The sequence below is a fragment of the Flavobacterium sp. GCM10022190 genome (genome assembly GCF_042656445.1).
Classification (GTDB): domain Bacteria; phylum Bacteroidota; class Bacteroidia; order Flavobacteriales; family Flavobacteriaceae; genus Flavobacterium; species Flavobacterium nitratireducens.
In genome coordinates this window covers 1291498-1315080 of the sequence record NZ_JBHSOQ010000001.1, presented here as the reverse complement: position 1 = coordinate 1315080, position 23583 = coordinate 1291498, and the positions used below count along the sequence as shown (strand labels likewise).

Genomic DNA, 23583 nt, shown 5'->3' with positions numbered 1-23583 from the left:
GTTTCCTTAATTTATCTATTATTTGTTTTAAAAAAAAGCCTCCTAATTTCTTAGGAGGCTTTTGCTATATTTTATTTATTTAATAAAAAAACATTAAGCAATTGCACTCCTGCAAATCCCTTTAGATTGAACCATAGCTTTTTTACAAATAATAAGTTTCATTTTCTTTTTGTTTTGTGCTCCAAAGATAATAAAATAATCTTTACTGAAACATCATTTTAATTTTTTTTAAGCTATTTTAATCTAAACTTAGGTTTATTTTAAAGCCTCACATTGTGGAGGCATAATTTATTTTAAAAAGCAAATCAAATAAGAGCCTTTTTTTTCTGACAGTAAAACCATCTTTATTCTACTCTTCTGATTTGATATTTCAAAGATACTACCTAAATCCTTTCATGATGTTAAGCAAAGTTTAAATTAGACACTACAAACTGTTAAAAACTGCTTTCAAGTCTGCTTTTAAGTCTTCAATATTCTCTAAACCTACTGAAATACGGATTAAATCTTTAGAAACACCCGAACTTAATTGCTGTTCATCATTTAATTGTTGATGCGTTGTACTTGCTGGATGGATAATTAAAGACTTTGTATCACCAATATTAGCCAACAATGAAAATAACTTCGTTTCATCCGCTACTTTCTTAGCGGCATCAAAACCTCCTTTTAATCCAAAAGTGACCAATCCATTTTGTCCTTTAGGCAAATATTCTTGCGCCAAGTCATAATACTTGCTTGATTTCAAACCAGGATAGTTCACCCAAGCCACTTGTTCTTGTTGCTCTAACCATTGCGCTAATGCCAATCCATTTTCACTATGTCTTTGAACACGTACGGCTAAAGTTTCTAATCCTTGAATAATTTGAAAAGCATTAAACGGACTCAAAGCGGCGCCATAATCCCTTAATCCTTCAATTCTAACTTTAGCAATAAATGCAGCAGCCCCTAACGCTTCGTGATACACTAAACCATGATAACCTGGATTTGGTTCTGTAAATTCTGGAAAACGACCACTACTCCAATCAAAAGTTCCCGCATCAATAATAGCTCCTCCTAAAGAAGTACCATTACCGGCAATATATTTCGTTAACGAATGCGCTACAATATTAGCCCCATGTTCAATTGGATTTAACAAATAAGGTGAAGCGACTGTATTATCAACTATAAAAGGTACTTTTACTTTTTGTGCTACTGCAGCAATAGACTTAAGATCTAAAACATCAAGTTTAGGATTCCCTAAACTTTCTACAAAAATAACTTTAGTATTATCGTTAACTGCATTTTCAAAATTAGCTGCATCCGATGGATCTACAAATGTTGTTGTAATTCCTAACCTTGGTAATGTAGAACTAAACAAATTAAAGGTACCGCCATACAAACTGCTTGAAGCCACAATATGATCGCCTGATTTTAAAATTGCTAATAATGCAGTTACTATCGCCGCAGTACCCGAAGCTGTAACCACAGCTGCAATTCCACCTTCCAGTGCCGCTAAACGCTGCTCTAAAATATCATTTGTTGGATTATTCAAACGTGTATAAATATAACCTGCCTCAGCTAGACCAAATAAATTAGCTGCATGTTCAGAGTTATTAAACACATAAGAAGAAGTTTGATAAATAGGAACAGCTCTGGTTCCTGAATGCTTAGTCACATCATGACCTGCATGTAATGAATTGGTTTCAAATCTTAAATCACTCATTGTAAAATTTTATTTAATTATTTATAATTTATTTCAAAAAAAAACCTCCCAATTTCTCGGGAGGCTTTGCTATAATTTTTAATCAAGTTTAAGCAATAGGATACCCGCAGAAAAAATTCTGAACAACCATACACATCGCCATCTTGATATTTGTTTGCATATCTATATTTTTTTTAACTGAACCAAATTTGCGAACTTTATTTATAATAACCAAATAATTTGAAATTAATTTAACATTTTTTTACTTACTATTTACGCCATTCTACAAAGCACGAACAAGAACTCAACTTTTAATTCAAAAAATTAGTTAAGATTAATTTACAAATCAAAAATGGTTTCATACCTTTGCACCTCAAAATACAAGAGGAAAAATTTGAACTGATTGCAACCTCTTCATAATGAACCTAGTTGATTATGAATACTGAAGATTTTCAGTAGAAAAAAATGCTAAAGCAGAAACCTCCTTTAGTTCTTTTTGCAATTATTTTTCCTCGCTTAATATTAAAAAAATAATTTATGGCCTATTTATTTACGTCAGAATCTGTAAGCGAAGGACATCCAGACAAAATTGCAGATCAAATTTCAGACGCATTAATTGATAACTTCCTAGCATTTGACGCCGATTCAAAAGTAGCTTGCGAAACTTTAGTAACTACCGGTCAAGTAATCTTAGCTGGAGAGGTAAAATCAAATACATATTTAGATGTTCAACAAATTGCGCGTGATGTAATCCGTAAAATTGGTTACACTAAAAGTGAATATATGTTTGAAGCTAATTCTTGTGGAATTCTTTCAGCTATTCACGAACAATCTGCAGACATCAACCAAGGTGTTGACAGAAAAAACCCAGAAGAACAAGGTGCAGGAGATCAAGGTATGATGTTTGGTTATGCAACTAATGAAACTGAAAACTACATGCCTTTAGCATTAGACCTTTCACATAACCTATTGAAAGAATTAGCTGAATTAAGACGTGAGAATAATGAAATTACCTATTTACGTCCAGATGCTAAAGCTCAAGTAACATTAGAATATAGTGATGACAATACACCAATCCGTATTGATGCGATTGTTATCTCTACACAACACGATGATTTTGATGAAGAAGCAGCAATGCTTACTAAAATTAAAAAAGACATTATCGAAATTTTGATTCCTAGAATCATCGCTAAATATCCTGTTTACGCTCACTTATTTAACGATAAAATCAACTACCACATCAACCCAACAGGAAAATTCGTTATTGGAGGACCTCACGGAGATACTGGTTTAACAGGAAGAAAAATTATTGTTGATACTTATGGCGGTAAAGGAGCTCACGGTGGTGGTGCTTTTTCTGGAAAAGATCCAAGTAAAGTAGACCGTAGTGCCGCTTATGCTACACGCCATATTGCTAAAAACTTAGTGGCTGCCGGTGTTGCTGACGAAATCTTAGTTCAGGTTTCTTATGCCATTGGAGTTGCTGAGCCAATGGGAATTTTTATTGATACTTATGGCACTTCAAAAGTAAATTTAACTAATGGAGAAATTGCTAAGAAAGTAGAAGCTATTTTTGATATGCGTCCTTACTTTATCGAGCAACGTTTAAAATTAAGAAACCCTATCTACAGTGAAACTGCTGCTTACGGACACATGGGACGTACGCCAGAAGTAGTTACTAAAACATTCTCTGCTCCTGGAGGAGAAGAAAAAACAGTAACTGTTGAATTATTTACTTGGGAAAAATTAGACTATGTTGACCAAATAAAAACAGCATTCGGATTGTAAACAATCATTATAAAGCATCTTTTAAGCCATTCCCTAAAACGAATGGCTTTTTTTTTATACACTTGGGCATTAATAAAATTCAAAATCAATCCTATTTAACTTACCGAAGACTGTTTTTTTTTCTATTTTTACATCCAAAGACAAATACAAATCAAAAAAACGCTAACAATATAATGCACATAGCAGTAGCAGGAAATATAGGTTCAGGCAAAACAACATTAACCGCTTTACTATCCAAACAATTCAAATGGGAACCTCATTACGAGGACGTAGTAGACAACCCTTATTTAGATGATTTTTACCACCAGATGGAACGCTGGTCTTTTAATCTACAAATTTATTTCTTGAATAGTCGTTTTCGTCAAGTGATGCAAATTCGCGAAAGCGGAAAAAAAGTAATCCAAGACCGAACCATCTATGAAGACGCCCATATTTTTGCTCCTAATCTTTATGCAATGGGACTAATGACTACTCGTGATTTCCAAAACTATTCTTCTCTTTTTGAATTAATGGAATCTACAGTTAAAGCTCCCGATTTATTGATATACCTAAGAAGTTCTATTCCAAATTTAGTCGGACAAATCCATAAACGTGGACGCGAATACGAAAACTCTATTTCAATTGACTATCTAAGTCGTTTGAACGAGCGTTATGAAGCTTGGATTCAAACGTACAACAGAGGAAAACTATTAATTATAGATGTAGACAAAATAAACTTTGTGGACAACCCTGAAGACTTAGGAAACATCATCGAAAGAATCAATGCCGAATTAAACGGATTGTTTTAATCCTATATATACAGACAAAAAATGCCTCGCGATTGCGAGGCATTTTTTATTATTAACATAATTTATTTTTTGTGAGCACAACATTCTTTTTTTACAGAATTAGATGGAGCAACAAACTTTCCGTTGCTGTCATAATGTGATAAACAAGCCTTTTTTTCTTCTGGCGTACATCCCATTTCATCACACATTTTAGCACATTCCTCTTTGGTAATTTTGACACATTTATCCATATTACATTTCCCCATCATCATATGATCCTCTCCATGATTACCCATATGACAAGAATTCATTTCCATTATAGGCATATTTTTCCCAGTATGCGTTATACTTCCATTTCCTAATATCGGCGCAATTACTAAACCAATTAAACAAGTCAATTTGATTAAAATATTCATAGAAGGCCCAGAAGTATCTTTAAAGGGATCACCTACCGTATCACCTGTTACTGCCGCTTTATGCGCATCAGAACCTTTATAAGTCATTTCTCCATTAATCATTACACCCGCTTCAAATGATTTCTTTGCATTATCCCAAGCACCTCCAGCATTGTTTTGAAAAACAGCCCAAAGCACACCTGAAACCGTTACACCCGCCATGTACCCACCCAACATTTCAGCAATTAACTGATTATTATCAGCATAAACTAATTTTCCAAGTAAAACAATCGCAATAGGAAAACCAATGGTTAAAACGCCCGGCAACATCATTTCGCGCAAAGCCGCTTTGGTTGAAATATCAACGCATTTCGCATACTCCGGTTTTGCTGTTCCTTCCATGATACCTGGTATTTCTTTAAACTGACGACGCACTTCATACACCATATCCATGGCTGCTTTACCAACAGAATTCATCGCCAATGCAGAAAAAACTACAGGAATCATTCCTCCAACAAACAACATAGCCAAAACGGGTGCTTTAAAAATATTAATCCCATCAATTCCTGTAAAAGTCACATAAGCAGCAAACAGTGCCAAAGATGTTAATGCTGCCGAAGCAATCGCAAATCCTTTTCCTGTAGCAGCAGTTGTATTCCCTACTGAATCTAAGATATCTGTTCTAGTACGAACTTCTTTAGGTAATTCGCTCATTTCAGCAATTCCTCCAGCATTATCTGAAATTGGCCCAAATGCATCAATTGCCAATTGCATAGCCGTAGTAGCCATCATTGCAGAGGCCGCTAAAGCAACTCCATAAAAACCAGCCAAAGCATAGGTTGACCATATCGCCGCACCAAACAATAAAACGGTTGGAAAGGTCGAAATCATTCCGGTTGCTAAACCTGCAATCACATTAGTCCCTGCTCCTGTAGATGATTTTTGAACAATTGCTAAAACGGGCTTCGTCCCCAATCCCGTATAATACTCTGTAACAGAAGAGATTGCTCCACCAACAAACAAACCAATTATAGTAGCATAAAAAACACGCATTGATGAAATTTCTTGAGCACCTTCACCAAAATACTCCATAGTCATAACTTCAGGAAGCATATATTGAACCAAGAAAAAACAAGAAACAGCTGTAAGAACAATTGAAACCCAATTTCCAATATTCAAAGCTTTTTGCACTTGAGCTTCTTTTGCATCATCACTTGAGATTTTAACTAACATCGTTCCTATGATTGAAAACAAAATTCCAAAACCAGCTATAGCCATAGGTAACAAAATTGGCCCTATACCACCAAATACATCTTGAATAATTCCACCCATATCTTTAATCACGTAGTTTCCTAAAACCATAGCAGCTAAAACCGTAGCTACATAAGAACCAAATAAATCAGCTCCCATTCCGGCCACATCGCCCACATTATCCCCTACATTATCAGCAATTGTTGCAGGATTACGTGGATCATCCTCTGGAATTCCCGCTTCTACTTTACCTACTAAATCAGCACCTACATCGGCAGCTTTAGTATAAATTCCCCCACCTACTCTAGCGAACAAAGCAATCGATTCGGCTCCTAATGAAAAACCTGCCAGTGTTTCAAGAACTACCGTCATATCTTCAGTAGAAGTCCATGAACCATCCATGAAAAAATGAAAAAAGAAAATAAAAAAAGAGGTCAAACCTAAAACTGCCAATCCAGCAACACCTAGTCCCATTACAGTTCCACCTCCAAAAGAAACCTTTAACGCCTGAGGCAAACTACTACGAGCCGCCTGAGTAGTCCTTACGTTCGTTTTTGTTGCTATCTTCATTCCCATGTTTCCTGCTAAAGCAGAAAAGAATGCACCAACAACGAAGGCGATTACAATTAATAAATGCGTTTTAACACCTGGCAAAAAAGTAATAGCTGCTAAAACAATACTGGCTAATAAAACAAAAACTGAGAGCAACCTGTACTCTGCTTTGAGAAAGGCTAAGGCTCCTTCGTAAATATAATCCGAAATAGCCGCCATTTTACCATCTCCGGCATCTTGTTTTAAAACCCAAGCTCTTTTGTAAAACATAAAAGCCAATCCAACTAATGCCATAATCACTGGCATCCAAATCATAATTGTATTCATAAATTCGTTTTGGTTAAGGTTAATAATCAACACTATACAAACGAATTTAAACAAAAAAAGCAATATTCTGACCGAATATTGCTTTTTTTACATTTTTATAAACTTAAATTATTTAATACTAAATAATCCTTCTGGTTTGTTTTCAATTGCATTGAAACGATCTGTACACTCTTTGATGATTGTTTTTGCTTCACTTAAATCTCCCCAACCTTCAACATCTACTTGTTTATTTTCAAGATCCTTGTATACTTGGAAGAAGTGCTCGATTTCTTTTAATAAGTGAGGATTAACATCTGACAAATCATTTAATTTATTCCAAATTGGGTCAGAAACAGGTACACAAACAATTTTCTCATCTGGTCCTTTATCATCAGCCATGTGGAAAACACCGATAGGTTTTACTTCCATAACACAACCAGGAAAAGTAGGCTCATTAACTAAAACCAAAACATCTAATGGATCTCCATCTAAAGCTAAAGTTTCAGGAATAAATCCGTAATCAGCAGGGTACATCATTGAAGAGAATAACATTCTATCAAAACGCATTCTTTTGATTTCAAAATCGTACTCGTACTTATTTCTACTCCCTCTTGGTATTTCGATAAGAACATCGAAAGTGTTTATTTTGTCTGCAGTCATTTTAATTATCTTAAGTTGATTTAATTTGGGCACAAAAGTAATTTAAATAGTCTTTTATAACAAAATATTTCTATCTAAAAGATACTCAAAACTTTTAATCCTATTTATTAGTTTAGAAATAAAAACCAAAGGCGCCTTTTACAGAAAAACGTTGCGCATCGGGTGCATTCAAATAATTACCTCTCCAAGTAAAATCAATTCGGAAAACCTTGAAAATATTCCCAATACCAGCACTATATTCCCAATACACATTTTCCGGTGCTGTATAATTCAATCCCGAAGCATTAATGGCACGATTAGCATCGGTAATAGTTCCATACACTCCTCTGGCACCAATAATCTCTCTCCAATTTAATTTTCGCATAAAAGGAATTCGAGCAAATAATCTTCCTTGGAAATTGTGTTCCCACTGCATCGTAGCATATTGATCCGAGATAAATTCGTAAAAATTAAGATTACTAAATGTATTTTCTATCGTAAAATAAGATTGATTTCCTGGTATCACACTCATTAAACCTAAAGGAATTGTTCCAAAGGTTTTACCTAATTCTAAAGTAATATTGGTTCGTCCTAATGGACCAATAATTATCGGTTGTTTATAATACAATTGTAATTTATCATAGTCAAAATCACTATCTAATAAACCTTTAAATCCATGACTATAATTCACATAAAATCGACTGAACGGACTATCAACTACATTTCTTTCTACCCCGAAACCAATCATTTTTCGATTTGGGCTAAATTCAACCTGCACATTAGCTTCTGATTGTTTTACATCCTTTCTTGTTGTAGTATAAGTAGCATCTGTATAATAATCCAAGCTAAATGTATTAGACGCTGATTCTAATGTTCTATATGAAAAACCTAATTGAAAGGTCAGGTTTTTTACGGGTTCCATTTCAACAGCAAAATTAGATAAGTTGATATTGGTCAATTTTCCATTACTACTTGTATTAAACAAAGAGGAAGAAGCAAAACTTCGCCCCAAAACATCATTGGTAGTAGTCAAGCTCGCCCCAATTTGCTCGACATCACGTCGATTACCTCCTGAAAGAATGATTCTGCTTTTCTTATCAACCATCCATTTTCCTGACAAACCATATTTGAATTTATTATCATCAAATCCATAAGCCGTATAGCCTTGAAGTCTCCAAGTGTCGTTTGGGCCAAAATAGGTTCGACCTCCTGTTCGAATACGAACACCTTCGACTTCATTGTATCCAAAAGTTGAAAAAATAGGCCCATAATCAAAATGTCCAAATTGGATATAACCACTTCCTAAAATAGAAACCAAATTATACAACTTCTTAAACTTCTTGACCGTTTGCAAGGTATCTAACATTTTGTAAATACCTTTTTCATCTTTATTTAGATTTTCAAATCGATTCTCCTCCCAGTATTTTTCATCTCGATTATAGACTTCATTATCGATGTAATTGACTTCTTCTTTATAAAAAGCTACTGGTTTTTCTACATTAAATTGATGATTTTGATACAATGTGGTACGTTTACCATAAACCCCTTTAGACTCTTCTTTTTTATTCAAGGCAAAGTCCGACATCATGTGGTCACGTGTCAATAAAAAAACCGAATCGTTTTGAACTTCAAATTCTTGTTCGATATAAATATCTTTTACCCAGTTAATATTGGCACTTTTAGTTACGGCCATATTAATTTTCTTGATGGCAAAAGTGGTGTCATTAACCCAAAAATCCCCTTTAAAAGTAAGTTCGTTTTTACGACGAGGATAAAACAAAATATTGTAACACCATTTCTTATTGATGAAAGCACTGTCACGCAAGACATAATTATAGGTGTCAATTCCTGTTTTTGACAAAGGACTCGTAAAACTCTTATCAAAAAAAGTCATGTGATTATTGTAAATATCATAATTAGAATACAAGTCTTTTACAAAGGATAAAATTTGTTGATTATCGCTAAATCCAGAATTTTTATTGGCTTTCAATTTCTCTTTTACTTTGCCCAACTTATTATTACCATATACATCCGATAATGATTCGTTAATAAAAATAGGGAGATAAGTCTTCCCAGTTACCCTTGAAGTATCAACATGCTTAAAAACAAACTCCATTCCTTTGAAAAGCTTACTTTTCATAAAAGCACTATCAATGGTATTCATATCAAATTCAACCTTCTCATATTTTTCCATTTGATATTGATCAAACAGATACAAGCCATTTTTACGTTTTCTTTCCCAAATTTTCCTAAGAATATCAAGAGCGGGATTGTTTTTTTTAGAAGTTTTACCTGTAAAAACCACTACCTCCTTTAACGCCTCTGCATCTTTCAAAACAACCTTAAAATTATAATTCACCGCTTTTTCCAAAGTAATTTCTTTATCTGAAAATCCTACAGATGTAATCAACAAAACATCATAAGTTTGAGGAGATTCGATATAAAAACGCCCGTCTTCATTAGACATAACCCCTTGATTTGAACCTTTAAACACAATATTTGCATAAGGGACAGGCTGATTTGATTTATCTAGAACCATTCCGCTCACTTTTGTTTGAGCAAAAAGGGTAGAAAACAAAGACACAATAAAAACGATTACTAAAAAAAGATATTTTTTACTCATACAGTAAATTTTAAAAAAAAAGCTTCATCAAACTAAACGTAAGATGAAGCCTTAATAGTGTTTGTTATGTATTATTTATACATTACTTTTTTAACAGCTTTGATTACATCAGATGCATTTGGCAACCATTCTTTCAACAACACTGGTGAATATGGTGCTGGAGTATCAGCTGTAGTGATTCTTTGAATTGGCGCATCTAAGAAATCGAATGCTTGTTCTTGAACGATATAAGTAATCTCAGAAGAAATACTAGCCACTGGCCAAGCTTCTTCAAGAATTACCAAACGATTCGTTTTTTTAACCGATTTCAAAATAGCGTCTTTATCCATAGGACGAACTGTTCTTAAGTCGATAATTTCACATGAAATACCTTCTTTAGCTAATTCATCAGCTGCAATAAATGCTTCTTTAATGATTTTTCCAAAAGAAACAATTGTTACATCTGTACCTTCTCTTTTGATATCAGCAACTCCAATAGGAATTACATATTCTCCATCTGGCACTTCTCCTTTATCACCATACATTTGCTCAGATTCCATGAAAATTACTGGGTCATTATCACGAATAGCGGCTTTCAATAAACCTTTAGCATCATAAGGAGTTGACGGAACAATAACTTTTAAACCTGGAGTATTTGCAAACCAGTTCTCTAAAGCTTGAGAGTGTGTAGCTCCTAATTGACCTGCAGAAGCAGTTGGTCCACGAAAAACGATTGGCACATTAAATTGTCCCCCTGTCATTTGACGCATTTTAGCAGCATTATTAATAATTTGATCAATACCAACTAAACAGAAGTTGAAAGTCATATATTCTACAATTGGTCGGCAACCATTCATTGCTGAACCTACAGCAATTCCTGAAAAACCTAACTCTGCAATTGGAGTATCAATAACTCTTTTTTCTCCAAATTCAGCAAGCATTCCTTTAGATGCTTTATAAGCTCCATTGTACTCAGCAACTTCCTCACCCATTAAATAAATGGACTCATCACGACGCATTTCTTCACTCATCGCTTCGCAAATGGCCTCTCTAAATTGTATCGTTCTCATATTAGATATAGTATGTATATAATTTTCAAAAGAGCAAAAATAAATATTTTAAACCATTTAAAACACAAATTAACCTAAATAATCCACCTTAAATTCTAACATCTTAGGATTCGTATGTGAATATCTTGCAATTTAACTTCCTATATTCCTAACAAAAGGACTAAATTATTATACGAATCTCCTTAAGTACCTATTCAATGCCAAAATATTCGAAATATTGTTCTAATTTTGTAACTCAATCTTCAAAAAACACATAAAATCTTCAAAACATGAAAATACTAGTTTGCATCAGTCATGTTCCTGATACTACCTCTAAAATTAATTTTACAAACGGTGATACTGAATTTGACACTAACGGTGTTCAATATGTAATCAATCCTAATGACGAATTTGGATTGACACGTGCTATTTGGTTCCAAGAACAACAAGGCGCTACTGTAACAGTAGTAAATGTTGGAGGTCCTGAAACCGAACCTACATTAAGAAAAGCACTTGCTATTGGAGCCAATGATGCCATCCGTATCAACGCAACTCCTACCGATGGTTTTTTTGTAGCGAAACAATTAGCTCAAGTAATACAATCAGGAGGATACGACTTAGTTATTGCTGGAAAAGAATCACTAGATTATAACGGAGGGATGGTTCCAGGAATGACAGCTAGTATTTTAGGATACAATTTTCTAAACGCCTGTATTGATGTTAAAGTTGATGGAACAAATGTAACTGCTGTACGTGAAATAGACGGCGGAAAAGAAACCGTTAGCACTTCTTTACCTTTAATTATTGGTGGTCAAAAAGGAATCGTTGAAGAAAAAGACTTACGAATTCCTAACATGAGAGGAATTATGACTGCGAGAACTAAACCGCTAAATGTAATTGAAGCAACTGAAGCACCTACAAATACTAAAGCAATTAAATTTGAAAAACCAGCTCCAAAATCGGCTGTAAAAATGATTTCAGCTGACAATTTAGATGAATTAATCAACTTATTACACAACGAGGCCAAAGTGATTTAAGATTACTGAATGAAGATTTTTGACTGCAGATATGCAAAACAAAATCCAATTCAACACTTTAATTAAAATCTAAAATCACAAATCGTTAATCTAAAATCATAAATCATCATGTCAATATTAATATATGCCGAATCGGCCGAAGGAAAATTTAAAAAAGTAGCTTTTGAAATCGCATCTTATGCTAAAAAAGTAGCCGAATCATTAGGAACAACTGTAACTGCTTTGACCATTAATAACGAAAACAATTCGGAATTAGCAAAATACGGAGTTGACAAAGTTTTAAAAGTAGCTAATAACAAACTAAATCAATTTAACGCAAAAGCTTACGCAGATGTTATCAAACAAGCTGCTCAACAGGAAAACACTAAACTGGTAATTCTATCATCAAGCACCGATAGTATTTATCTTTCTCCATTGGTAGCTGTAAACTTAGATGCAGGTTACGCTTCTAATGTAGTTGCATTACCGGTTAGTACCGCTCCTTTTCAAGTAAAAAGAAATGCTTTTTCAAACAAAGCATTCAATATAACAGAAATCAATACTGATGTAAAAGTGATTGGTTTAGCAAAAAACTCATTCGGTATTTTTGAAAACGAATCCACATTAACCGAAGAAATTTTCAACCCTATCATTGGCGATAATGACTTTGGTATTAAAGTAGAATCTGTTGAAAAATCATCTGGAAAAGTTTCTATTGCTGATGCTGAAATTGTAGTATCAGGAGGACGCGGATTAAAAGGTCCAGAAAACTGGGGATTAATTGAAGATTTAGCTACAGTTCTTGGTGCGGCGACTGCTTGTTCTAAACCTGTATCTGATTTAGGTTGGAGACCACACGCTGAACACGTAGGACAAACAGGAAAACCCGTTGCTACTAATTTATATATTGCTATTGGAATTTCCGGAGCGATTCAACATATTGCAGGAATCAATGCTTCTAAAGTAAAAGTAGTAATCAATACCGATGCCGAAGCGCCTTTCTTTAAGGTTGCAGATTACGGAATCGTGGGTGATGCTTTTGATGTTGTACCAAGATTAATTGAAAAATTAAAAACGTATAAGTCACAAAACAATTAAGCTTACAAGCTAAACAATAAAATAATTCTGCCTAATAAAATAAGATAATCGTATCTTTGCTTATTGGCAGAATTTTTAATTAATATTGCAACCTAAAACTAAAAACCAAAACTACATTTTTCATTTCAACAATTATGAGCTTAGTCAAATTATCCATAAAAGGAATTTCATACAGCCAAACACAAAATGGGGCCTACGCTTTGATTTTGAATGAAGTAGACGGCGAGAGAAAACTACCTATAGTAATAGGTGCTTTTGAAGCTCAATCTATTGCAATTGCTTTAGAAAAAGAAATAAAACCGCCACGTCCACTAACTCATGATTTATTCAAAAATTTTGCTGAGCGATTTGATATCGTAGTTAAACAAGTAATCATACACAAATTAGTAGATGGTGTTTTTTACTCTAGTATTATTTGCGAAAGAGATAAAATCGAAGAAATAATCGACGCCAGAACTTCTGATGCAATTGCTTTAGCTTTACGATTCAATGCGCCAATTTTTACCTATAAAAACATTTTAGATAAAGCAGGTATTTATTTAAAAACAAGCTCAACTGATTCAGACAAAGAAAACCAACCAATGGAAGATGTTATTTCTAATCCGGAATCTTTTTCGGCTGAAGCAGAAAGCGGCAGAGCTTATATAAAATATAGCTTACAAGAATTAAATGACTTATTAATTCAAGCTGTTGAACAAGAAGATTACGAAAAAGCAGCCAAAATAAGAGACGAAATTTCAAAAAGGGAATCCTAATTTAAGTGCTATTTTTGAGTGCTATAGTATAACAATTTGCATAAATCAACATATCCCAATGAAGCAATATCTAGATTTAGTAAAACATGTAATGGAAAATGGTTGCCAAAAAGGCGATCGAACAGGAACGGGAACCAAAAGTGTTTTTGGTTACCAAATGCGTTTTGATTTAAGCGAAGGTTTCCCTATGGTAACCACTAAAAAACTTCATCTTAAATCGATCATTTACGAATTGCTTTGGTTTCTAAAAGGTGACACTAACATAGGCTACCTTAAAGAACACAATGTAAAAATTTGGGATGCTTGGGCAGATAAAAATGGAGATTTGGGTCCAGTATACGGACATCAATGGCGTAATTGGAATAGTGAAGAAATTGATCAAATTTCCGATCTAATACAAGAATTAAAAACCAATCCCAACAGCCGAAGAATGCTTGTTTCGGCTTGGAATCCATCGGTATTACCAGACACATCAAAATCATTCGAAGAAAATGTAGCTAACAACAAAGCCGCTTTGCCGCCTTGTCATGCTTTCTTCCAATTTTATGTAGCTAACGGAAAATTATCCTGCCAATTATACCAAAGAAGTGCCGACATTTTCTTAGGTGTTCCGTTTAATATTGCTTCTTACGCTTTGCTAACGATGATGATAGCACAAGTATGCGACTTAGAACCAGGAGAATTCATCCATACGTTCGGTGACGCACACATATACAACAATCACTTTGAGCAAATCGAACTACAATTATCACGCGAGCCTAGACCATTACCAAAAATGATTTTAAATCCTGAGATAAAAAACATTTTTGATTTTGACTATGACGACTTCACTCTCGTAGGCTATGAACCTCACGAGACCATTAAAGGCAACGTGGCAGTATAAACAAAAAAAAAGCGTTTTAGATTAAACCTCTAAAACGCTATTTTCAGCTCCTGCAAATTCATTCCACTTAAATGAGTCTGCTTCTGTTTCGTTTATATATTCTCCGTCAATCAGATATTTGAATTCATAAGTTGCATCTTTATCCAAATCAAAAACACCTTTAAAAGTACCGTTTTTCAATTTACTTAAAGCACCTTCTTCAGGATTCCAATTGTTAAAATCACCTACTACAGCAGCACTTGTAGCTTCCTTAGCCTCTATTGAAAACGTAACTTTACAAACTGGTTTTGACTTTACAAACTGTTTTTTAATCGACATAACTGTTTCATTTTTAGATTTCTGTAACAAAGTAAGTCATTTTATTTTGAAGTTTAAACACCTTGGATGAACTTTTAAGACAAAACATAATAAAGTGTTAAAAACAAATCAATTTTATAATTTATCTTTGGTATTTTTCCTAATTAACAAAAAAAAGAAAGAATGAAATACAAATAATTTCCCACACAAATCAACATTTAGAAATTAAATTTTATCTTTATAAACAAAAAAACAGCTCCCTATGAAAACCGAACAACATGAATTATACGAGTATGCTAGAAAACGTATAAAACAGAAAAAAAGAGTTTATTTTCATTTTGTTTTATTGTTTTTAGCTAGCCTATTTTTATTTGTAGCCACAACCGTTTTTCACTTCAACGAAAACGCAAGTTGGCACATTTGGCTAATTACGACTTGGTTGTTTTTATTTATTTTGCATTTCATAAAAGTGTTTATCACTGATCGATTTATGGATAAAAACTGGGAAAGAGAACAAATTGACCGCTTAGTCGATTTACAAAAAAAGAAAATTGAAGAATTGAGCAACAACCTAAACGAAGAAAACCCTACTAATTAAAAACGAATGATTACAATGATCGCTGCTGCTGCCGAAAACAGGGCACTTGGAAAAGACAACCAGCTAGTTTGGCATTTACCAAACGATTTTAAACGATTTAAAAGCCTCACAACAGGACACTACATTATAATGGGTAGAAAAACATTTGAAAGTTTCCCTAAACCCTTACCAAATAGAACCCATGTTATTATTACAAGACAAAAAGGATATGAAGCAGAAGGCTGTATCGTTGTAAACAGTATCGAAAAAGCTATTGAAATTTGCCCTAAAAACGAAGAATCATTTATCATAGGAGGTGGAGAAATTTACAATTTAAGCCTACCATTTGCCGATAAAATTGAATTGACTGTTGTACACCACACTTTTGAAGCAGATGCTTTTTTTCCTGAAATAAATGAAAATGAATGGGAACTAACGAATAGCGAATTTCAAACTAAAGATGAAAAACATTTGTACGATTTCACATTTGAAACCTATATTAAAAAAGAAAAAACACCTCAGTAGAGGTGTTTTTTTACTTTGAATCACTTTAAAATTAATTTGAAACTATTCTAGTCTTGAAAAACAATTTGACATAACAACAATAAATTGACAAATAATAAACTCATACCCGAAATAAGAATAATATTATTTGCAATTTTTCGAGAAAACATCTCGAAAAACCCTTTAATACCAAATACCACAAAGATACTAAAGGAGGTGAAAATTAAAATTTCCAAAAACAAATTTAATCCTAAGAACGTATTTTGCGTTTCAATAAAGTCTCTACCTCTTATTAAAGAAGAGCCGTCAAAATAAATAACAAGAACAAATGAAATTGCCAACGCAAAAAACAGCCATCTGAGTTGAATAAGTAATTCTCTATTAATCATGATAAGTAATTCAGGCTGTAAATTTCAATATAAAAAATTTGTCATACAATACCCACTTTTGGTGATTTTTCAAAAAATAAAAAAAACCAAACCAAAATTGAATTTCAAAATACCAGAACATTTTAAAAGGCATTATAGTATATTTGCTAAAATTTAAAAAATGGACAAAAATATCACCCCATATAAAGATTCTACCTTAGGCAAAAAAGAACAAGTCGCCAAAATGTTTGATACCATTTCTGGCAACTACGATAATTTAAATCGAGTTATCTCATTTGGAATTGATGTTAAATGGAGAAAAAAAGTACTCAAAATCATCAATAAAAATAAACCAGAAACCATTTTAGACATTGCAACTGGCACAGGAGACTTAGCTATTTTAATGGCACAAACCAATGCCAAAAAAATAACAGGATTAGACATTTCGGAAGGAATGTTAGACGTGGGAATAAAAAAAATTGCGCAAAAAAATCTTTCTGAACGTATCGAAATGATTTTGGGAGATTCCGAAAGTATTCCTTTTGAAGACAATTACTTTGATGCCATTACTGTTGCTTTTGGTGTTCGTAACTTTGAAAACTTAGAAAAAGGTTTAGCAGAAATATTAAGAGTTTTAAAGCCTAACGGAACTTTTGTCATTCTAGAAACCTCAGTACCTGAAAAAACACCTTACAAACAAGGTTACAATTTTTACAGCAAAAACATTTTACCAATCATCGGGAAATTATTTTCTAAAGACAACGTTGCCTATGGATACCTATCCGAATCGGCGGCTGCTTTTCCATATGGCGAAGCTTTAAACAATATTTTAAGAAAAACAGGGTTTATAGATGTAAAAGCAATGCCACAAACTTTTGGGGTTGCCACCATTTATGTTGCATCAAAAAAATAAACTTTCCTGGTCATGAAAAAGATAATTGCCTTTACTTTCTTATTAATGTTCACTTTAGGACAGTCGCAAACTAAAGGAATGTTCAGTAAAGATCCTATTATCAATTTAGAGAATTTTCAAAAACAACGACTGTATTTTGGCTATTATTTAGGATTTAGTTCTTTTGATTTTAAGTTCGATTACAAAACGGTAAGTCCAGACATCCAAGTAAAAAAAAGCACCGGTTTCAATGTAGGAGTTGTAGCTGATTTAAAACTTCAAGAACACGTAAACCTTCGTTTTGAACCCGGATTATATTACACTAAAAGAACCTTATATTTTCCAGATTTTGAAAGAGAAATTGACGCAGTACGCGACGTAAACAGTACTTATATTCATTTTCCTTTATTACTCAAATTTTCCTCTGTAAGAACTGGGAACATTCGTCCCTATATTGTAGGTGGATTGTCTACTACTCTAAATTTGTCTTCTAATTCAAAATCCAAAGACGATAATCTCCAACAAAAATTCAGAGTAAAACCATGGAGTACGAATTACGAGTTGGGTTTTGGAATCGACATCTTCTCTGAATACTTTATCTTTTCCCCTTCTATTCGTGGCTGTTTCAGCCTTAAAGACGAACTTATTCGTGATAATGATCCTAATAGCCCTTGGACAGGAAATATCGAATCATTAAAAACAAGAGCTGTCTTTATTAATTTTACTTTCCATTAAAAACTTAAGCTAGATTTCGCTTAAATTCACTCAAAATTATACCCGTTGCAGTGGCAACATTTAAACTTTCTGCCTTTTGTAATTTCCCAAAACGAGGAATAGTAATACGGTTTTTTATTAAAGCTTCAATTTCTTCTGAAATACCATTAGCTTCATTTCCCATAACAATAATTCCTTCTTGAGGAAGGGAAGATTTATATATATTTTCTCCCTCCATAAAAGTGCCGTAAACTTTTAAATTCGTTTGAGAAATGTATGCTTCTAAATCCACATAAGTTACATTTACCCTACTTATAGATCCCATTGTTGCCTGAACTACTTTTGGATTGTAAATATCAACCGACTCCTTAGAACAAATTACTTGTTCTACACCGTACCAATCACATAGACGTAATATAGTCCCTAAGTTACCTGGGTCTCTCACATCATCCAAAGCAATTATTAAACCGGATTCTATAATTGTTTTTTCTTCTGGAATTTTAAACAATGCCAAACAGCTATTAGGTGTAGCTAAAGCACTGATTTTTTTCAAATCGGTTTCGTGTATTAAGGATTTTTTTTTACCTAAAACGTCCTCAAAATCATACTGGGTAGTAAACAAATGTTCTAATTCGAAATTAGAATTCAAAAGTTCTTGAATCACTTTTACACCTTCTGCAAAAAACATTTGATTGATAATCCTATACTTTTTTTGCTGTAAACTAGTTATTAGTTTTATTTGGTTTTTACTAACCATAAAAATATGTACTTTTGAATTAAATATTTTAGACGTCTTGAAAAAAATTTCAGCAAAAATATCATTATTTATTCTAATAGGAATAATTATAGCTGCTTGTAACGCAGAAAAAAGAGTTCCAAAAGGAAAACAACTTCTTGCAAGTACTCAAATTACAGTAAATGGCAAGAAAACCAATAACGAAGATATTCACGAACAATTATACCAAAAACCTAATAGCACCTTATTAGGCTTTCGCTTACGATTAAATCTCTATAATTTAGCTAATCTAAATCCTGACTCGACATACCAAGCAAAATTCACTAACAATCCTGGTAAATACGAAAGAAAATCCAAATGGCTATCCGCCAAACAAGTGGATCGCCTTGGCAAATCCTTTTGGTATCACGGTATTCATGATTTTTTAAAAAAAACGGGGGAACCACCAGTCATTATTGATTCTACAAAAACAAAGAAATCGGTAGCGAGACTTAAATATTACTATTTCAATAATGGTTATTTTGATGTTGTAGTCAATTCTAAACACGATACCATAAAACCTAAAAGAGGAAAAATTGAATACGAAATCACAACTAACAATGCCTATTTGTTAGATACAATAACGGCTACTATTAGTTCGCCACAACTAGATTCCTTATACAAAACAGCAAAAGAAAATCCATTAATTAAATCTGGGAACCAATTTAAAACGATCGATTTTTCGGATGAGAAAAACCGTCTTTCTAACTATTTCAGAAATCATGGAGCTTATTATTTTCAACCAACCTCTATTGTATACGACATAGATACTATTGGCAAAAAAAACAAAGCCAATGTAAACATTAAAATAGGCAATAACAGTTACCAAGACAAAGATTCAACCAAAACGGAACCTTATAAACTTTATAAAATAAGTGATGTTGCCATTTACACCGACTTTAAACCCAACACAAATAAGCAAAACATAACCGATAGTATTAGCTACGAGAATTTCAAATTATACGGAATTGAAAAAATTAAATACCGACCTAAAGCAATTACAGATGCCATTTTTATAAACAAAGGAAATCTATTTGCCGATTACAGAACCGTACTTACATCAAGATACTTGAGCAATTTGAAAATTTTTAATGCTCCAAGTATCCAATACGAAATTGACAAAAAAGATACCTTAAACAATTCTTTAATAGCAAAAATCTATCTTACTCCCAGAAAGAAATACAGTTTTCAAGCTTCTTCTGATTTTACCCATTCGAACATACAGGATTTTGGTATCTCATTTACCCCAGCATTAACCATCAGAAATATTTTTAATGGCGCTGAAACTTTAGAAATATCGGCCAGAGCCAATGTAGGTTCCTCAAAAGACTTAGCCAACCCCAATAACCAATTCTTCAATGTTTCTGAATATGGTGTGGATATGAAATTAAATTTTCCTAGAATATTCTTCCCTTTTTCTACCGAAAAAATCATCCCTAAAAGCATGATTCCTTCCACACAAATAGGAATTGGTTATACTTCGCAAAAAAATATTGGACTTGATAAAGAAAATTTCACTGGAATTTTTACGTACAACTGGAATCCAAAACAAAACAATACCGCTAGATTTGATTTGTTCAATATCCAATATGTTCGTAATCTGAATCCATTAAATTACTTTAACGTATATAGTTCTTCGTACAATGCCTTAAATGAAATTGCAAAAACCTACAATATCAATCCAAATTATGTAGATGCTAACAACAATTTAATTATCGACGAAGGCACAATTGGATTCATAAACGATGCCTTGACTCTGAATACTAGTTTAACTCCCCAAGACCCCGCTTACAAAGAAGTTTTAAGTATTACTGAGAGAAGAGTACGATTAAGTGAAGACAATTTTATATTGGCTTCCAATTTTACATTTTCAAAAACGACCAAAAAAGACCTAAAAGACAACAATTTTTATCAGTTTAAGGCCAAAATAGAATCGGCAGGTTCTTTACTTTCCTTGATTTCAAAAACAATTGAATTAAATAAAAACAATGCTGGAAATTATAAAATTTTCAACTTAGAATATTCAGAATATGGAAAAGCCGAATTTGATTACATCAAACATTGGGATTTATCCAGACAAAATGTGTTAGCCTTTCGAAGCTTTTTTGGAATTGCTGTCCCTTTTGGAAATTCAGATTACATTCCCTTTTCAAGAAGTTATTTTGCAGGAGGATCAAATGACAACAGAGCTTGGCAACCCTATAGTTTAGGACCTGGAAAAACAGAATCCTTATTGGATTTCAATGAAGCAAACATGAAAATTGCGCTTAGTGCTGAATATCGATTTAAAATTCTTGGAGACTTAAAAGGAGCTTTATTTGCCGATGCAGGAAACATCTGGAATGTATTTGATAATGTAACTGACGAAAAAGCAACTTTTAACAATTTGTCCAGTTTAAAAGATCTGGCATTAGGCTCTGGATTTGGACTTAGGTACGATTTAAATTTCTTTGTTGTCCGATTTGATTTTGGATTTAAAACCTTCAATCCTGCGGATGAATCTGGAAAAAAATGGTTTAGAGATTATAATTTCGCACATTCAGTTTTAAATTTTGGAATAAATTATCCTTTCTAATGCTAATTAATTCTTATTTTTGCGAACTTAAACAAAAAATCTAAAATCTAACACAAAAACAAAAACAAAATGGCACACAACATAAAAGCAGGTGTAGCAACTGGTGATCAGGTTCAAGAAATCTTTAATTATGCAAAAGAAAAAGGTTTTGCACTTCCAGCTGTAAATGTTACAGGATCAAATACAATTAATGGTGTTCTTGAAACGGCTGCAAAATTAAATGCACCAGTTATTATCCAATTTTCAAATGGTGGAGCTCAATTTAATGCAGGAAAAGGACTTTCTAATGCAGGTGAAAAAGCAGCTATTGCAGGTGCAATTGCAGGTGCAAAAAGTATCCACACCTTAGCAGAAGCATACGGAGCTACTGTAATTTTACATACTGACCACTGTGCAAAAAAATTATTACCTTGGATTGATGGTTTATTAGATGCATCTGAAGAGCACTTTGCTGCTACAGGAAAATCTTTATTCAGTTCTCACATGATTGACTTATCAGAAGAGCCAATCGAAGAAAATATCGAAATTTGCAAAACATACCTAGAAAGAATGAGCAAAATTGGTATGACATTAGAAATCGAACTAGGAATCACTGGAGGTGAGGAAGATGGTGTAGACAACTCTGATGTTGACAGCTCAAAATTATACACACAACCAGAAGAAGTAGCTTATGCTTACGAAGAACTTTCTAAAGTAAGTCCTAGATTTACAATCGCTGCAGCTTTTGGAAACGTACACGGTGTTTACAAACCAGGAAACGTAAAATTAACTCCAAAAATCTTAAAAAACTCTCAAGATTACGTTCAACAAAAATTCAACACTGGACACAATCCTGTTGATTTCGTATTCCACGGAGGTTCTGGTTCTACATTAGAAGAAATCAGAGAAGGAATTAGCTACGGAGTAGTTAAAATGAACATTGACACTGATTTACAATTTGCTTTCACTGAAGGAATTCGTGATTTCATGGTAAACAATATTGATTATTTAAAAACACAAATTGGTAACCCAACTGGTCCTGATGCTCCAAACAAAAAGTATTATGACCCAAGAAAATGGTTACGTGAAGGTGAAGTAACATTCAATACAAGACTTGAGCAAGCTTTTGCTGACTTGAACAACGTTAACACGTTATAATTAACAATTAACAATTAACAATTGATAATTGTAGAAGTTATCAATTGTTAATTATCAATTATCAATTGAAATATGGCTTGGTTTAAAAGACAAGAAAAAGGAATCACAACTCCTACCGAACAAAAAATGGATGTTCCAAAGGGACTTTGGTACAAATCTCCTACTGGAAAAATTATTGATGCAGAAGAACTGGAACGCAATCTATTTGTAAGTCCAGAAGATGGTTTCCACGTGAGAATAGGTAGTGCTACTTATTTCGAAATCTTATTCGACAACAATGAATTTACTGAATTAGATCCTAACATCACTTCAAAAGATCCTTTGAACTTTGTAGATACAAAGAAATATGCTGATCGTTTGAAAGACGTTATGGAAAAAACAAAGCTTAAAGACGCTGTTCGTACTGCGGTTGGAAAATCAAAAGGAAAAGACTTAGTAGTTTGCGCTATGGATTTTGCTTTCATTGGTGGTTCTATGGGAGCTGTTGTAGGAGAAAAAATTGCCAGAGGAATTGATTACGCGATCAAACACAAATTACCATTTGTAATGATCTCTAAGTCTGGTGGTGCTCGTATGATGGAAGCGGCTTATTCTTTAATGCAATTAGCTAAAACATCGGTAAAACTAGCCCAACTTTCTGAAGCTAAATTACCCTACATCTCTTTATGTACTGACCCAACTACTGGAGGAACAACTGCATCTTACGCTATGTTAGGAGATATCAACATTGCTGAGCCAGGTGCCTTAATTGGGTTTGCTGGACCACGTGTTGTAAAAGACACAACTGGTAAAGATTTACCAGAAGGTTTCCAAACTGCTGAATTCCTTTTAGAGCACGGTTTCTTAGATTTTATCACAGCTAGAAAAGAATTAAAAGACAAAATCAACTTGTTTATTGATTTGATTCAAAACAACGAAATTCGATAATTTTAGAATTTCTATAAATACAAAATCCCATTTGCTAA

General features: G+C 33.4%; 20 protein-coding genes. 13 read left to right on the top strand and 7 right to left on the bottom strand.

The window, feature by feature from the left end:
- Positions 1-424: 424 nt before the first annotated feature.
- Positions 425-1699 carry an O-acetylhomoserine aminocarboxypropyltransferase/cysteine synthase family protein gene (locus ACFPTQ_RS05420; RefSeq protein ID WP_379774826.1) on the bottom strand — a complete coding sequence of 425 codons (1275 nt, stop codon included), beginning with the start codon at positions 1697-1699 and terminating at the stop codon, positions 425-427.
- A 516-nt stretch (positions 1700-2215) separates the two neighbouring features.
- Here ACFPTQ_RS05420 and metK point away from each other — a divergent pair.
- Positions 2216-3466, top strand: coding sequence for a methionine adenosyltransferase (gene metK / locus ACFPTQ_RS05415; RefSeq protein WP_278034139.1), 1251 nt, complete (start codon positions 2216-2218; stop codon positions 3464-3466).
- Positions 3467-3639: 173 nt separating this feature from the next.
- Positions 3640-4254, top strand: a complete 615-nt coding sequence (locus tag ACFPTQ_RS05410) for a deoxynucleoside kinase (RefSeq protein ID WP_379774822.1) — start codon at positions 3640-3642, stop codon at positions 4252-4254.
- Positions 4255-4316: 62 nt separating this feature from the next.
- On the opposite strand, the gene ACFPTQ_RS05405 is transcribed toward ACFPTQ_RS05410, so the two are convergent.
- The 4 genes from ACFPTQ_RS05405 to ACFPTQ_RS05390 all read right to left on the bottom strand — a co-directional run bounded on the left by ACFPTQ_RS05405 (position 4317) and on the right by ACFPTQ_RS05390 (position 11057).
- Complete coding sequence (locus ACFPTQ_RS05405; protein ID WP_379774820.1) at positions 4317-6758, bottom strand: sodium-translocating pyrophosphatase; 2442 nt, start codon at positions 6756-6758, stop codon at positions 4317-4319.
- A gap of 108 nt (positions 6759-6866) precedes the next feature.
- A complete protein-coding gene (locus ACFPTQ_RS05400; protein WP_278034140.1) occupies positions 6867-7397 on the bottom strand; it encodes an inorganic diphosphatase in 531 nt (176 codons plus the stop codon).
- Positions 7398-7509: 112 nt separating this feature from the next.
- Positions 7510-9999 carry a DUF5686 and carboxypeptidase-like regulatory domain-containing protein gene (locus ACFPTQ_RS05395; protein ID WP_379774817.1) on the bottom strand — a complete coding sequence of 830 codons (2490 nt, stop codon included), beginning with the start codon at positions 9997-9999 and terminating at the stop codon, positions 7510-7512.
- A 71-nt stretch (positions 10000-10070) separates the two neighbouring features.
- Complete coding sequence (locus ACFPTQ_RS05390) at positions 10071-11057, bottom strand: pyruvate dehydrogenase complex E1 component subunit beta (RefSeq protein WP_278036496.1); 987 nt, start codon at positions 11055-11057, stop codon at positions 10071-10073.
- A 260-nt stretch (positions 11058-11317) separates the two neighbouring features.
- Here ACFPTQ_RS05390 and ACFPTQ_RS05385 point away from each other — a divergent pair, with 260 nt between their 5' ends.
- The 4 genes from ACFPTQ_RS05385 (at position 11318) to ACFPTQ_RS05370 (ending at position 14779) form a co-directional block, all read left to right on the top strand.
- Complete coding sequence (locus ACFPTQ_RS05385) at positions 11318-12064, top strand: electron transfer flavoprotein subunit beta/FixA family protein (protein ID WP_379774814.1); 747 nt, start codon at positions 11318-11320, stop codon at positions 12062-12064.
- A gap of 108 nt (positions 12065-12172) precedes the next feature.
- Positions 12173-13141 (top strand): electron transfer flavoprotein subunit alpha/FixB family protein, encoded by a 969-nt coding sequence (locus tag ACFPTQ_RS05380; protein WP_379774811.1) that lies wholly within the window; start codon positions 12173-12175, stop codon positions 13139-13141.
- A gap of 134 nt (positions 13142-13275) precedes the next feature.
- Positions 13276-13896 carry a bifunctional nuclease domain-containing protein gene (locus ACFPTQ_RS05375; RefSeq protein ID WP_379774808.1) on the top strand — a complete coding sequence of 207 codons (621 nt, stop codon included), beginning with the start codon at positions 13276-13278 and terminating at the stop codon, positions 13894-13896.
- Positions 13897-13954: 58 nt separating this feature from the next.
- Entirely contained in the window at positions 13955-14779 is an 825-nt protein-coding gene (locus ACFPTQ_RS05370) for a thymidylate synthase (RefSeq protein WP_379774805.1), read from the top strand.
- A 21-nt stretch (positions 14780-14800) separates the two neighbouring features.
- Here ACFPTQ_RS05370 and ACFPTQ_RS05365 read toward each other — a convergent pair whose 3' ends face one another.
- Positions 14801-15097, bottom strand: coding sequence for an isoamylase early set domain-containing protein (locus tag ACFPTQ_RS05365; RefSeq protein ID WP_278034146.1), 297 nt, complete (start codon positions 15095-15097; stop codon positions 14801-14803).
- Positions 15098-15338: 241 nt separating this feature from the next.
- Between ACFPTQ_RS05365 and ACFPTQ_RS05360 the strand changes: the two genes are divergently transcribed.
- The 4 genes from ACFPTQ_RS05360 (at position 15339) to ACFPTQ_RS05345 (ending at position 18152) form a co-directional block, all read left to right on the top strand.
- Complete coding sequence (locus ACFPTQ_RS05360) at positions 15339-15674, top strand: 2TM domain-containing protein (protein ID WP_379774802.1); 336 nt, start codon at positions 15339-15341, stop codon at positions 15672-15674.
- A gap of 6 nt (positions 15675-15680) precedes the next feature.
- Positions 15681-16178, top strand: a complete 498-nt coding sequence (locus ACFPTQ_RS05355; RefSeq protein WP_379774799.1) for a dihydrofolate reductase — start codon at positions 15681-15683, stop codon at positions 16176-16178.
- Between the two features lie 528 nt (positions 16179-16706).
- Positions 16707-17438, top strand: coding sequence for a bifunctional demethylmenaquinone methyltransferase/2-methoxy-6-polyprenyl-1,4-benzoquinol methylase UbiE (gene ubiE, locus ACFPTQ_RS05350; RefSeq protein WP_379774797.1), 732 nt, complete (start codon positions 16707-16709; stop codon positions 17436-17438).
- A gap of 12 nt (positions 17439-17450) precedes the next feature.
- Positions 17451-18152, top strand: coding sequence for a porin family protein (locus tag ACFPTQ_RS05345; RefSeq protein ID WP_379774794.1), 702 nt, complete (start codon positions 17451-17453; stop codon positions 18150-18152).
- A 4-nt stretch (positions 18153-18156) separates the two neighbouring features.
- On the opposite strand, the gene ACFPTQ_RS05340 is transcribed toward ACFPTQ_RS05345, so the two are convergent.
- On the bottom strand, positions 18157-18888 hold the full coding sequence (locus ACFPTQ_RS05340) for an RNA methyltransferase (RefSeq protein ID WP_379774791.1): 732 nt from the start codon (positions 18886-18888) through the stop codon (positions 18157-18159).
- Between the two features lie 37 nt (positions 18889-18925).
- Here ACFPTQ_RS05340 and ACFPTQ_RS05335 point away from each other — a divergent pair, with 37 nt between their 5' ends.
- From ACFPTQ_RS05335 to accD, 3 genes are all read left to right on the top strand, one after another.
- Positions 18926-21481, top strand: coding sequence for a BamA/TamA family outer membrane protein (locus ACFPTQ_RS05335; RefSeq protein WP_379774788.1), 2556 nt, complete (start codon positions 18926-18928; stop codon positions 21479-21481).
- 69 nt (positions 21482-21550) lie between these two features.
- Positions 21551-22618, top strand: a complete 1068-nt coding sequence (gene fbaA / locus ACFPTQ_RS05330; RefSeq protein ID WP_379774785.1) for a class II fructose-bisphosphate aldolase — start codon at positions 21551-21553, stop codon at positions 22616-22618.
- Positions 22619-22690: 72 nt separating this feature from the next.
- Positions 22691-23545, top strand: a complete 855-nt coding sequence (accD, locus tag ACFPTQ_RS05325; RefSeq protein WP_278034153.1) for an acetyl-CoA carboxylase, carboxyltransferase subunit beta — start codon at positions 22691-22693, stop codon at positions 23543-23545.
- Positions 23546-23583 lie beyond the last annotated feature (38 nt).

Coding starts and splice junctions, on each gene's coding strand:
- ACFPTQ_RS05420 (WP_379774826.1), bottom strand. CDS start 1,699: ATGAGTGATTTAAGATTTGAAACCAATTCATTACATGCAGGTCATGAT.
- metK (WP_278034139.1), top strand. CDS start 2,216: ATGGCCTATTTATTTACGTCAGAATCTGTAAGCGAAGGACATCCAGAC.
- ACFPTQ_RS05410 (WP_379774822.1), top strand. CDS start 3,640: ATGCACATAGCAGTAGCAGGAAATATAGGTTCAGGCAAAACAACATTA.
- ACFPTQ_RS05405 (WP_379774820.1), bottom strand. CDS start 6,758: ATGAATACAATTATGATTTGGATGCCAGTGATTATGGCATTAGTTGGA.
- ACFPTQ_RS05400 (WP_278034140.1), bottom strand. CDS start 7,397: ATGACTGCAGACAAAATAAACACTTTCGATGTTCTTATCGAAATACCA.
- ACFPTQ_RS05395 (WP_379774817.1), bottom strand. CDS start 9,999: ATGAGTAAAAAATATCTTTTTTTAGTAATCGTTTTTATTGTGTCTTTG.
- ACFPTQ_RS05385 (WP_379774814.1), top strand. CDS start 11,318: ATGAAAATACTAGTTTGCATCAGTCATGTTCCTGATACTACCTCTAAA.
- ACFPTQ_RS05380 (WP_379774811.1), top strand. CDS start 12,173: ATGTCAATATTAATATATGCCGAATCGGCCGAAGGAAAATTTAAAAAA.
- ACFPTQ_RS05375 (WP_379774808.1), top strand. CDS start 13,276: ATGAGCTTAGTCAAATTATCCATAAAAGGAATTTCATACAGCCAAACA.
- ACFPTQ_RS05370 (WP_379774805.1), top strand. CDS start 13,955: ATGAAGCAATATCTAGATTTAGTAAAACATGTAATGGAAAATGGTTGC.
- ACFPTQ_RS05365 (WP_278034146.1), bottom strand. CDS start 15,097: ATGTCGATTAAAAAACAGTTTGTAAAGTCAAAACCAGTTTGTAAAGTT.
- ACFPTQ_RS05360 (WP_379774802.1), top strand. CDS start 15,339: ATGAAAACCGAACAACATGAATTATACGAGTATGCTAGAAAACGTATA.
- ACFPTQ_RS05355 (WP_379774799.1), top strand. CDS start 15,681: ATGATTACAATGATCGCTGCTGCTGCCGAAAACAGGGCACTTGGAAAA.
- ubiE (WP_379774797.1), top strand. CDS start 16,707: ATGGACAAAAATATCACCCCATATAAAGATTCTACCTTAGGCAAAAAA.
- ACFPTQ_RS05345 (WP_379774794.1), top strand. CDS start 17,451: ATGAAAAAGATAATTGCCTTTACTTTCTTATTAATGTTCACTTTAGGA.
- ACFPTQ_RS05340 (WP_379774791.1), bottom strand. CDS start 18,888: ATGGTTAGTAAAAACCAAATAAAACTAATAACTAGTTTACAGCAAAAA.
- fbaA (WP_379774785.1), top strand. CDS start 21,551: ATGGCACACAACATAAAAGCAGGTGTAGCAACTGGTGATCAGGTTCAA.
- accD (WP_278034153.1), top strand. CDS start 22,691: ATGGCTTGGTTTAAAAGACAAGAAAAAGGAATCACAACTCCTACCGAA.